Raw genomic sequence first — 11,673 nt, 5'->3', positions numbered from 1 at the left:
GTTTCCAGCTCCTCAGAAGGTCCGCAGCAGGTCGTGGCCACGGCCGATCGGGCGCAACTGCCCCGAGGCTTCGGTGATCGCCATCTTCGCCAGCCAGGCGTCGAATTCCGGTGCGCGTTTCAGGCCCAGGGTGCTGCGCAGGTAGAGGGCGTCGTGGAAGGAGGTGCTCTGGTAGTTGAGCATGATGTCGTCGGCACCGGGGATGCCCATGATGAAGGTGATGCCCGCCGCGCCCAGCAGGGTCAGCAGGTTGTCCATGTCGTCCTGGTCGGCTTCGGCGTGGTTGGTGTAGCAGACGTCGCAGCCCATGGGTACGCCCAGCAGCTTGGCGCAGAAGTGATCCTCCAGCCCGGCGCGGATGATCTGCTTGCCGTCGTAGAGGTATTCCGGGCCGATGAAGCCGACCACGGTATTGGTCAGCAGCGGGCGGAACTCGCGGGCCACGGCGTAGGCGCGGGCTTCACAGGTCTGCTGGTCGACGCCGTGGTGGCCGCCAGCGGAGAGGGCGCTGCCCTGGCCCGTCTCGAAGTACATGACGTTGTCGCCCAGCGTGCCGCGCCCCAGCGATAGCGCGGCCGCGTGGGCCTCGCGCAGCAGGGCGAGGTCGATGCCGAAGCTCTCGTTGGTCTTCTGCGTGCCGGCGATGGACTGGAATACCAGGTCGATCGGCGCGCCGGCCTCGATGGCCTGGATCTGCGAGGTGACGTGGGTGAGCACGCAGCTCTGCAGGGGAATCTCGAAGCGCTGGCGCAGCTCGTCCATCATCCGCCACAGCTGCATCAGCGTGGCTGGCGAATCGCTCGCCGGGTTGATGCCCACCACCGCATCGCCGGAACCGTAGAGCAGGCCGTCGAGCATGCTGGCGGCGATGCCGCGCAGATCGTCCGTGGGGTGGTTGGGCTGCAGGCGCACCGAGAGGTGGCCGGGCAGGCCGATGGTGTTGCGGAATCGGGTTACCACGCGACACTTCTTCGCCGCGAGGATCAGGTCCTGGTTGCGCATCAGCTTGCTCACCGCTGCGGCCATCTCCGGCGTGATGCCCCTGGCGGCAGCCGACAGCGTAGAGCTGTCGGTGCTGTCCAGCAGCAGCCAGTCGCGGAAGTCGCCGACGCTGAGGTGGCTGATCGGCGCGAAGGCGTTGGCGTCATGGCTGTCGATGATCAGCCGGGTGACTTCATCGGCTTCGTAGGGAATCAGCGCCTCGTCGAGGAAGCGCTGGAGCGGCACGTCGGCGAGGGCGATCTTCGCTGCCATGCGCTCTTCGTAGCTGTCGGCGGCCAGACCCGCCAGGGCATCGCCGGAACGCGCCGGGCTGGCCTTGGCGAGCAGGGTCTTCAGGTCGGCAAAGCGGTAGGTCAGGCTACCGACGGTGGTCTGGTACGGCATGCGAACGTCCCGGTGGCTGCGCGCCGGCCGCGAAAACCGGCGCGCAGTGGGTGGCTGTCAGGCTCCCGTCAGCATAGCGTCCGCCGGGGCGCTGGCGCGATGGGCGGCGGTGAGCTGGAAGTAGACGAAGCCGGCTGCCATGAAGGCCAGGAATATCCCGGCGATCTGCAGGTTGAACCAGACCATCGCTACCAGGCACAGCACGGCCAGCGCCAGGGCGATGCCCGGCACCACGGGGAATCCCGGCGCGCGGAAGCTGCGTTCGAGGTCCGGTTCGCTGCGGCGCAGCTTGAACAGGCTGAGCATGCTCATGATGTACATGACGATGGCGCCGAACACGCTCATGGTGATCATCGCCGCGGTCAGGCTCATGCCCTGCAGGGCGATCAGGCCGTCGCTGTAGATCGCCGCGATGCCCACCAGGCCGCCGGCGATGATCGCCCGGTGCGGCGTCTGGAAACGCGAGAGCTTGGCCAGGCCGCGCGGCAGGTAGCCGGCGCGGGCCAGTGCGAAGAACTGCCGCGAGTAGCCCAGGATGATGCCGTGGAAGCTGGCGACCAGGCCGAACAGGCCGATCCACACCAGCATGTGCAGCCAGCCGGAGTTCTCGCCGACCACCATCTTCATGGCCTGTGGCAGTGGGTCGTTGATTCCCGAGAGGGCCTTCCAGTCCCCCGCGCCGCCGGCGAACAGCATCACCCCGAGCGCCAGCACCACCAGGGTCAGGATGCCGCTGACGTAGGCCTTGGGAATGGTGCGTTTCGGGTCCTTGGCTTCCTCGGCGGCCATCGCCGCGCCCTCGATGGCGAGGAAGAACCAGATGGCGAAGGGGATCGCCGCGAAGATCCCGCCGATGGCCGCGCCGCCGAAGCTGTCGGAGCCGGCCCAGCCATTGAGCACGAAATTGCTGAAGCTGAAGCCCGGCGCCACCACGCCCATGAACACCAGCAACTCGGCCACTGCGAGGATCGTGACGATCAGCTCGAAGGTGGCGGCGATGCTGACGCCCAGGATGTTCAGGGTCATGAAGATCAGGTACGCGCCGACCGCCGCGTGCTTCGGATCGAGGGACGGGAACTGCACGTTGAGGTAGGCGCCGATGGCCATGGCGATGGCCGGCGGGGCGAAGACGAACTCGATCAGCGTGGCGAGCCCGGCCACCAGCCCGCCTTTCTCGCCGAAGGCGCGGCGGCTGTAGGCGAAGGGGCCGCCGGCGTGGGGAATGGCGGTGGTCAGCTCGGTGAAACTGAAGATGAAGCAGGTGTACATGGTCGCCACCAGCAGGGTGGTGACCAGGAAGCCGAGGGTGCCGGCCACGCCCCAGCCATAGCTCCAGCCGAAATATTCACCGGAAATCACCAGGCCCACGGCGATGCCCCACAGGTGCAGGGTGCCGAGGGTGGGTTTGAGTTGCGTGCTCATGCGAGGTCTCCAGGACAGAGGATGAAAGACACGACCTGTGCAGTCGTGCAGTGGCCGTGCCATTCCCCGGAACACGGTCGCAAACTGCCAGATCGCGTCGTTTCGTGAACATTCGCCACCTGTTCGCCTGCTTCGAAGCGGTGCGGTGGTGTTTCGCGCGTCCCGTTCGGGTGCGCCGCCGCGGCGCTTGTTGCAGTGCGATGACCGCGCCGTGAAGCTTCCTGGCCGCGCGACGGCTGTCACAGGATGGCAATCTGCCGCTGCTCTACTGGCGCCCATCCCAGCGACCGGAGATTCGCCAATGACCACCCGCGCCCTGCATGAGTTGTTGCGCCAGGTAGCGCCCTTGGCCCCGGAACTGAGTATCAGCGACGTGGCTGAACGCTTCCTCGATGCCGAGCACCGTTCCTTCCTCTCGCTGCCGGTGGTGGATGCCGCCGGAATGCCGCTGGGGCTGGTCAGCCGCAACGGCCTGCAGGACATCTTCATGCAGCGCTTCGGCCGCGACCTCTGGGGCCGCCGCCCGGCCAGCGATGTGATGAACGCGCAGCCGCTGAAGGTGCGCGCCGACCTCAGTCTCGAAGAGGCCTCGCAGCAGGTCACCGCGCAACTGCGCTACCCGATCACCGAGGACTTCGTACTGATCGACGAGCAGGGCCGCTACCTCGGCCTCGGCACGGTGCTCGACCTGCTCAAGGCCATGGAGCAGCGCGTCGCCCAGCGCAACCGCGTGCTCAACAAGACCCTGCAGGACCTGCGCGAATCCCAGGCGCAGCTGGTGCAGTCGGAAAAGATGGCCTCCCTCGGGCAGATGGTCGCCGGCGTCGCCCACGAACTGAACACCCCGTTGGGCTACGTGAAGAACAACGTCGCGCTGCTGCGCGAACTGCTGATCCCGCTGCTCGGCCTGACCGAGGCGCAAACGCTGCTCAATGAGTGCCTGGACGATACGGCCTGCGCTCCCGAGCAACTGGTCCGCGCCCGTGCCGCCTTCGAGCAGGCCCGTGACGACGCGGCGCTGGAACAGTTGGTGGGTGATCTCGACCAGCTGTTCGGCGACACCGATTTCGGCCTTGCGCAGATCGGCGAGCTGGTCGGCGGGCTGAAGGATTTCGCCCGCCTGGACCGCGCCCGCAGCGAGGAAGTCGACCTCAACGACTGCGTGCGCAGCGCGCTGCTGATCGCCCGCAACAGCATCAAGGAGAAGGCCGAGGTCGCCACCCAGCTGGGCGCGCTGCCCAAGGTCGCCTGCGCCGCCAGCCAGATCAACCAGGTGCTGCTCAACCTGCTGACCAACGCCGCCCAGGCCATGGAGAAATTCGGCCTGATCCAGGTGAAGTCCTGGGCGGACGAAACCCATGTGCACGTCTCGGTGCAGGACAACGGCAAGGGCATGGACGAGGAGGTGCGCGTGCGCATCTTCGACCCCTTCTTCACCACCAAGCCGGTGGGGCAGGGTACCGGCCTGGGCCTGTCGATCAGCTACAAGATCGTCCAGGACCACGGCGGCCGCATCCGCGTGGCGTCCGAGCCCGGACGCGGCACGCGATTCCTCATCAGCCTGCCGCTCGCGCAGGCCAGCGAACTGAAACGGAGCGCCTGAACATGAGCCAGCAGCCTGTCCGCATCCTCTTCGTCGATGACGAGGAGCGCATCCTGCGCAGCCTCGCGATGCAGTTCCGCCGTCACTACGACGTGCGGGTGGAGACCGACCCGCACAAGGCCCTGCAGCGCCTGCGCGAGGAGCGCATCGACATCCTCGTCAGCGACCAGCGCATGCCGCAGATGACCGGCGCCGAGCTGCTGGCCCAGGCCCAGGAGATCGCCCCGGATACCCTGCGCATCCTGCTGACCGGTTATTCCGACCTCGACGCAGCAGTGGAGGCGCTTAACAGCGGCGGCATCTTCCGCTACCTGACCAAGCCCTGGGACCCGCAGGAAATGGCCTTCACCCTGCGCCAGGCGGCGGAGATCGCCCAGCGCCAGGCGCCGGCCGAGCCTATCGATACCAAGGCCATCAGCCGCGTGGTCGCGCCGCTCAACGTGCTGCTGCTGGACGAGGACCCCGAAACCCTGGCCTGTGTCGGCGAGTTCTGCAGCGCCGGCACCCACCAACTGCACCGTGCGCGCAACCTGGCCGAGGCCATCGTGCGGCTGAACAGCGAGCCCATCGACATCCTCGTCAGCGACCTGAAACTCGCCGGCGAAGACACCGCGCCGCTGCTCAAGTCCCTGGCCCAGGCCCACCCGCGCCTGCTGAGCATCGTCGTCACGCCGTTCCGTGACACCCAGGACCTGCTGGCGCTGATCAATCAGGCTCAGATTTTCCGCTACCTGCCCAAGCCGATCCGTCGCGGGCTGTTCGAGAAGGGCCTGAAGGCCGCCGCCGAGCAGGCGCTGCTATGGCGCGCACAGCCCGAGCAGAAGGTCGCGCGCATCGCCGAGGTGCCGCGCGAGGAGCGCGAGCGCGAGAAGGTCGGCAGCCTGCTGGGCATGCTCGGCCGCCTGCGCGAGCGGCTGAGTGCCTGATCGCCGTCGGCGACGCAGCATTCCTGCCGGGCGGGCTACGGAAGTCGGCGCGTTTCTGCGACAATGCGCGCCGATTTTTTCGATACCCGCGAGAGAGCCCATGTCCGCCTGCCAGACCCCGATCATCGTCGCCCTGGATTTCCCCACCCGCGAAGCCGCGCTGGCGCTGGCCGACCAGCTGGACCCGAAACTGTGCCGGGTGAAGGTAGGCAAGGAGCTGTTCACCAGCTGCGCCGCCGGTATCGTCGAGACCCTGAACAGCCGCGGTTTCGAAGTCTTCCTCGACCTGAAATTCCACGACATCCCCAACACCACCGCGATGGCCGTGCGCGCCGCCGCCGAGATGGGCGTGTGGATGGTCAACGTGCACTGCTCCGGCGGCCTGCGCATGATGAGCGCCTGCCGTGAGACCCTGGACGCCTTCAATGGCCCGTCGCCGCTGCTGATCGGCGTGACCGTGCTGACCAGCATGGAGCGCGAGGACCTGGCCGGCATCGGCCTGGACGTCGAGCCCCAGGAGCAGGTGCTGCGGCTTGCTAGTCTCGCCCAAAAAGCTGGTATGGACGGCCTGGTGTGTTCCGCCCAGGAGGCGCCGGCGCTCAAGGCCGCGCACCCGGCGCTGCAACTGGTCACCCCCGGCATCCGCCCGGCCGGCAGCGCCCAGGATGACCAGCGTCGCATCCTCACCCCGCGCCAGGCGCTGGACAACGGCTCCGACTACCTGGTGATCGGCCGCCCGATCAGCCAGGCCGCCGACCCGGCCAAGGCCCTGGCCGAGATCGCTGCCAGCCTGGCCTGAAGCTTTCTTCGGACATGAAAAAGCCCGCAGTGATGCGGGCTTTTCTGTTTCGGCTTTTCGTTTCAGCCGTGGGCTTGGGCGGTTGACTGCGCCCGGCCAACCCAGCGCTCGCGCAGTACGTCATACACCCAGTTGAACACCAGCGCGTAGGGCAGGAAGAACAGCACCAGGCCGATGTCGAGGATGAACGCCTGCAGCAGGCTCACCGACAGCCACCAGGCGGCCAGCGGCACCAGCAGGATGATCAGGCCCAGTTCGAACAGCGAGGCATGCAGCACACGCACCGACAGGGTACGGCTGAAGCCCATGCGGTTCTGCGCGCGGTCGAAGGCGGTGTTGAACAGCATGTTCCACACGGTGGCGATGGCCGAGAACATCAGGGTCATGGCGCCCATGTGGCCCAGCGGTTTGTCCATCAGCCAAGCCAGGGTCGGTGCGCAGATGACCACCGCCAGCAGTTCGAAAAGGCCGGCGTGGAACATCCGCTCTTTCAGGGTTTTAGTGGGAGTCATGGGATATCTCCAGGCATCAAGCTCTCAATTCACGAGAAGGCCGACTCCGTCGGTCCGGCGCCATTATCATCGGTCGACCGGCTGGATCTAAGTTGGATACCATCGGCTTAACCGATGGAAGAGGGTGCCACGATGCAATATTCCCCCGAATCCCTGCAGGCCTTCGCCGAGGCCGCCTGCCTGGGGTCCTTCAGCGCCGCCGCGCGCAAGCTGGGCAAGAGCCAGTCCACCGTGAGCGAGGCCATCGCCCGCCTGGAGATCGACCTCGGCCTGACCCTGTTCGACCGCAGCAGCCGCCAGCCGCAGCTGACCGAGGCCGGCCACGCGCTGCTCGGGCGGGTGGAGGAAGTGCTGATGGCCAACGACCGCCTCGGCCAGCTCGCCCACCAGCTCGTCGGAGGCCTGGAGTCGCGGGTGACGCTGGCGATGTCCGACACCTACCAGTCGGCCGAATTCGAGGCCCGGCTGGCGGAGATCGATGCGCGTTATCCGGACCTGGAGTTCGAATGGCTGATCGCCGAGGACAGCGACGTGCTCGACCTGGTCGTCCAGGGCCGCGCCAGCCTCGGCCTGCTGGCGGCTCAGAGGGATTACCCGCCGGACGTCAGCTCGGCGACCCTGAGCGAACAGGCCGAGTTCGGCCTCTTCGTCAGCCGCGATCATCCGCTTGCCGCCCGCGCGCAGGTAGAGCGCGAGGACCTGCTGGCCTACCGGGCGCTGCGCCTGAACACCTACCTGGATGACGCCGCACCGATGCTCGGCGGCCGCTGCTGGAGCGCGCCAAACTACCTGCTGTTGCTGGACATGGCGGTACTGGGCTTTGGCTGGATCGAATTGCCCAGCTGGATGGTAGGACGTTTCGCCAGTGGGCGTATGCAGGAGCTGAAGGTCGCTGGCTGGCCGCGCCGGGTGGCGGTGGACGTGATCTGGTCGCGGCAACGTCGGCTGGGGCCTGCCGCGAGTTGGCTGGCGGAGCGCCTGCTGGGGCGCTAGGCGCTCTGGATCACAGCTCTGCATCACAGATTGCGGACTAAATGTGTCGAAGCCTTTGATGCTCTGTCCTGGACCAGTAGGATCGGAGTTTTCCGGGGAAGAGAGGGTAAGGATGCACGCCAAGCTGGAGAATTGTCTGAAGGCAGTCGATCAGGTACTGCTCGGCAAGGAAGTGCAGGTGAGACTGGCACTGACCTGCCTGCTGGCCCGCGGTCACCTGCTCATCGAAGACCTGCCCGGCATGGGCAAGACGACCCTCAGCCATGCCCTGGCGCGGGTGCTGGGGCTGAGCTTCCAGCGCATCCAGTTCACCTCCGACCTGCTGCCCGGCGACGTGCTGGGTACCTCGGTGTTCGACAAGGACACCGGGCAGTTCGTCTTCCACGCCGGGCCGATCTTTTCCGAGCTGGTGCTGGCCGACGAGATCAACCGCGCTACGCCCAAGAGCCAGAGCGCGCTGCTCGAGGCCATGGAGGAGGGCCAGGTGACCATCGAGGGTGCGACCCGTCCGCTGCCCGAGCCCTTCTTCGTCATCGCCACGCAGAACCCGGTGACCCAGGGCGGTACCTTCGCGCTGCCCGAGTCCCAGCTCGACCGCTTCCTCATGCGCCTGTCCCTGGGCTACCCCGGCCGCGCCGCCGAGAAGGCGCTGCTGCTGGGCGAGGCGCGCCGCGATCTGTTGCCGCGCCTGGAGCCGATGCTCGATCCACAGGAACTGCAGGCGCTGCAGGGTGAAGTGCTGGAAGTGCGTGCCAGCGATGCCCTGGTGGATTACGTGCTGCGCCTGGTGGAGGCTACGCGCACCCAGCCCGCCTTCGCCCTCGGCCTGTCGCCGCGCGGCAGTCTGGCGTTGCTGGCGGCGGCCCGTGCCTGGGCGCTGCTGGGCGGGCGCGACTATGTGATCCCTGAAGATGTGCAGGCCGTGCTGCCCTCGGTGGCCGGCCATCGCCTGCGTGACCAGGCGGACCCGGCCGGCCATGGCGGCGGCGCGCTGGTGCAGTGGTTGCTGCGCGAAGTCCCGGCTCTCTGAGGGGCTTGCCATGCTCGTCAGGGTCAGGCCGCTGTGGCAGAGCTGGATAGCCCGGCGCATACCTCCATCACCGTCGCTGCAGCTCAATCAGCGGCGCATCTTCATCATCCCCACGCGGCAGGGCATGGCGTTCGGCGTTGCCCTGCTGCTGATGCTGCTCACGGCGATCAATTACCAGAACAGCCTGGCGTACGGCCTGACCTTCCTGCTGTTGTCGCTGTTCATCGTCGCCATCCTGCACACCTACCGGAACCTCGGCGGCCTGCGTCTGACGGCGCTCGGCGCGCAGCCGGTGTTCGTCGGCGAACAGGCCGCTTTTCGCGTGCGCCTGGAAGGCGAAGGCAGGGCCCGGCAGGCCATCGGTCTGGGCTGGGAGGCCGAACGCATGCAGTTCGCCGATGTCACGGCAGACCACGCCGAAGAAGTGCTGCTCACGATGACAGCGCAGCGACGGGGCTGGCTGCGCCCCGGTCGCCTGCGCGTGGAAAGCCGTTTCCCGCTGGGGCTGCTGGTGGCCTGGAGCTGGGTCGACCTGGACCAGTCGGTGCTGGTCTACCCGCACCCGCAGCCCGGCGACCTGCCGCTCGAAGGCGGGCCGGCAGAGAATGACGAAGAGGGCGTGCGTCCCACGGGGCGTGGCGTCGATGATTTCCAGGGACTGCGGCCCTACCAGCCGGGTGACTCGCGCCGGCGCCTGCACTGGAAGGCCTACTCGCGCGGCCAGGGCCTGCTGGTGAAGGACTTCTCCGCGCTGGCCGGGCGCAACGTCTGGCTGGAGTTCAACAGCCTGGGCGGCGACACCGAGGGGCGCCTTTCACGCCTGTGCTACTGGGTTCTGCAGCTGTCGCTGCGTCAGCAACCCTTCGGCCTGCGCTTGCCGGATGCGCAACTTTCGGTCGGCCTGGATGATGCCCATCGCGATGCCTGCCTGCGTGCCCTGGCGCTGCATGGGGCGAAGCGATGAGCAGCGCGACTGCCGCTTCCGCCCAGCCGATTCCACGGGTCGCACTCACCTGGCTGCTTGTGGCCCAGGCGGTGGTGATCATTCCGCACCTCGAGCACTTGCCGTTGTGGATCGTCGCGCTGTGGCTGGGTTGTGCGGCCTGGCGCATCCAGGTGTTCCGCATGCGCGCCAACTACCCCAGCGGCGTCGCCAAGCTGGCGCTGGTGGCGGCGGCCGGGGTGGGCGTGTGGTTCTCCCGTGGCTCGCTGATCGGGCTGGATGCCGGCGTGGTGCTGCTGATCGCCGCCTTCGTGGTCAAACTGGTGGAACTCAAGACCCGCCGCGACGCCTGGGTGCTGATCCTGCTGGGCTTCTTCGCGGTGACCACCAGTTACCTGTTCCAGGACGACATCATTGCCGCCGCCTTCAGCCTGCTTCCGGTGCTGGCCTTGCTGGCGGCGGCCATCGGCCTGCAGCAGAGCAGCTTCGCCGCGCGCCCGATGGCCACCCTGCGTCTGGCCGGCGGCCTGCTGTTGCAGGCGCTGCCGCTGATGCTGCTGATGTTCCTGCTGTTCCCGCGCATGGGGCCGCTGTGGTCGTTACCGCTGCCGGGCGACAAGGCCATGACCGGGCTGAGCGACAGCATGGCGCCAGGGGACATGGTCGAGCTGAGCCAGTCTCCCGCGCTGGCCTTCCGGGTGAGTTTCGACGGTCAGCCGCCACCGCGTTCGCAGCTGTACTGGCGGGCGCTGACCCTGGAACGCTTCGACGGCGTGCGCTGGAGCACCGCATTCCAGCGTGGCGATCGCCCGCCGCAATGGCAGCAGCGGGGCCAGCCGTTGCAGTACCAGGTGATCATGGAGCCCAACGGCCGGCCCTGGCTGTTCGCCCTCGATGTGGCGCAGACCAGCCTTGGCGACGCGCGCATGATGAGCGATTTCCACCTGGAACGGCGCCTCCCGGTGCGCCAGGGGCTGATGTACCGTGCCACCTCCTGGCCGGACGCACGGCTGGAGCCGGATGACGCCGCCCGCGCGCAACGGCTCAACCTCGCCTTGCCGCAAGGCGGTAATCCTCAGGCTCGCGCCTGGGCGCAACAACTGCGCGAACGCTACCCACAGCCGGCAGAGCTGGTGCAGGCGATGCTGAGGAGCTTCCGCGAGCAACCCTTCCGCTACACACTCCGGCCGCCGGATGCCGGCCCGGAGCGCATCGACGGTTTTCTCTTCGATACCCGCGCCGGCTTCTGCGAGCACTATGCCGGCGCCATGACCTTCGTCCTGCGCGCAGCCGGTATTCCGGCTCGCGTGGTCACCGGCTACCAGGGCGGCGAGGCCAGCAGCTCGGGCAATTACCTGGCGATACGTCAATTCGACGCCCATGCCTGGGTGGAGTACTGGCAGCGTGGCCGCGGCTGGACGCGGGTCGACCCCACGGGAGCCGTGGCTCCCGAACGCATCGAGCAGGGGCTGGAAGCGGCCCTGAGCCAGGAAGGCAGCTTCCTGGAGTCCGATCCGTTCTCGCCCCTGCGCTACCGCAATTTCGCGCTGCTCAATCAACTGCGCATGGCCTGGGACGACGCCAACTATGGCTGGCAACGCTGGGTTCTGGGCTACCAGGCCGAGCAGCAGGGCGACATGTTCAAACGCTGGTTAGGCGGGCTCGACCAGCAATGGATCGGCGCCCTGCTGATCGGCGGCGGCGCGCTGTTGCTGGGCCTGCTGGCGCTGGTGCTGTTCAAGCCCTGGCAGCGCACCGCCGATGTCCAGTTGCGCAGCTTCCAGCGCTTCGAGCGGATACTCGCGCCGCTGGGCATGCGCCGCGAGCCGGGTGAAGGCGCGCGGGATTTCTGTCGTCGCGCCATCAAGGTTTTGCCGGCCCATGCACAGGCAATCCGCCGCTATCTGGATGCCTTTGAGAAACAGCGCTACGGCGGTGCGGCTGCGTCGCCAGCCGAGCTCCGTGGGCACCTGGCGCGCCTGCGCCGCGAGCTGCCCTGGCGTCTGCGACTGTCACGCGGAAACGGAACGTGACATTGCGCCCCTTGCCGCTGCGTCGG

At 67.5% G+C, this 11,673-nt stretch carries 10 protein-coding genes; 7 read left to right on the top strand and 3 right to left on the bottom strand.

The window, feature by feature from the left end; translation table 11 throughout:
- Nucleotides 1-12 precede the first annotated feature (12 nt).
- Both ABKS89_RS20185 and eat read right to left on the bottom strand, forming a co-directional pair.
- Nucleotides 13-1,386 carry an ethanolamine ammonia-lyase subunit EutB gene (locus ABKS89_RS20185; protein WP_348586797.1) on the bottom strand — a complete coding sequence of 458 codons (1,374 nt, stop codon included), beginning with the start codon at nt 1,384-1,386 and terminating at the stop codon, nt 13-15.
- A gap of 57 nt (nt 1,387-1,443) precedes the next feature.
- Complete coding sequence (gene eat, locus ABKS89_RS20180; protein WP_192295053.1) at nt 1,444-2,808, bottom strand: ethanolamine permease; 1,365 nt, start codon at nt 2,806-2,808, stop codon at nt 1,444-1,446.
- Between the two features lie 301 nt (nt 2,809-3,109).
- Between eat and ABKS89_RS20175 the strand changes: the two genes are divergently transcribed.
- The 3 genes from ABKS89_RS20175 to pyrF all read left to right on the top strand — a co-directional run bounded on the left by ABKS89_RS20175 (nt 3,110) and on the right by pyrF (nt 6,136).
- A complete protein-coding gene (locus tag ABKS89_RS20175; RefSeq protein ID WP_348586795.1) occupies nt 3,110-4,411 on the top strand; it encodes a sensor histidine kinase in 1,302 nt (433 codons plus the stop codon).
- A gap of 2 nt (nt 4,412-4,413) precedes the next feature.
- Nucleotides 4,414-5,337 carry a response regulator gene (locus ABKS89_RS20170; RefSeq protein ID WP_348586794.1) on the top strand — a complete coding sequence of 308 codons (924 nt, stop codon included), beginning with the start codon at nt 4,414-4,416 and terminating at the stop codon, nt 5,335-5,337.
- Nucleotides 5,338-5,437: 100 nt separating this feature from the next.
- Nucleotides 5,438-6,136, top strand: a complete 699-nt coding sequence (pyrF, locus tag ABKS89_RS20165) for an orotidine-5'-phosphate decarboxylase (protein WP_017517590.1) — start codon at nt 5,438-5,440, stop codon at nt 6,134-6,136.
- A 62-nt stretch (nt 6,137-6,198) separates the two neighbouring features.
- On the opposite strand, the gene ABKS89_RS20160 is transcribed toward pyrF, so the two are convergent.
- Entirely contained in the window at nt 6,199-6,648 is a 450-nt protein-coding gene (locus ABKS89_RS20160) for a multidrug/biocide efflux PACE transporter (protein WP_348586792.1), read from the bottom strand.
- A gap of 132 nt (nt 6,649-6,780) precedes the next feature.
- Between ABKS89_RS20160 and ABKS89_RS20155 the strand changes: the two genes are divergently transcribed.
- The 4 genes from ABKS89_RS20155 to ABKS89_RS20140 all read left to right on the top strand — a co-directional run bounded on the left by ABKS89_RS20155 (nt 6,781) and on the right by ABKS89_RS20140 (nt 11,647).
- A complete protein-coding gene (locus ABKS89_RS20155) occupies nt 6,781-7,641 on the top strand; it encodes a LysR family transcriptional regulator (RefSeq protein ID WP_138214849.1) in 861 nt (286 codons plus the stop codon).
- 112 nt (nt 7,642-7,753) lie between these two features.
- Nucleotides 7,754-8,671 (top strand): AAA family ATPase, encoded by a 918-nt coding sequence (locus tag ABKS89_RS20150; protein ID WP_138214848.1) that lies wholly within the window; start codon nt 7,754-7,756, stop codon nt 8,669-8,671.
- 10 nt (nt 8,672-8,681) lie between these two features.
- Entirely contained in the window at nt 8,682-9,635 is a 954-nt protein-coding gene (locus ABKS89_RS20145) for a DUF58 domain-containing protein (RefSeq protein ID WP_138214847.1), read from the top strand.
- Nucleotides 9,632-11,647 carry a transglutaminase TgpA family protein gene (locus ABKS89_RS20140; RefSeq protein ID WP_138214846.1) on the top strand — a complete coding sequence of 672 codons (2,016 nt, stop codon included), beginning with the start codon at nt 9,632-9,634 and terminating at the stop codon, nt 11,645-11,647. The genes ABKS89_RS20145 and ABKS89_RS20140 overlap by 4 nt, the downstream gene beginning before the upstream one ends.
- The last annotated feature ends 26 nt before the right edge of the window (nt 11,648-11,673 follow it).

This window comes from Pseudomonas sp. LABIM340, from assembly GCF_040017195.2.
Lineage (GTDB): Bacteria > Pseudomonadota > Gammaproteobacteria > Pseudomonadales > Pseudomonadaceae > Pseudomonas.
The sequence above is the reverse complement of the archived record's forward strand: the minus strand, read 5'-3'. Positions and strand labels throughout refer to the sequence as shown.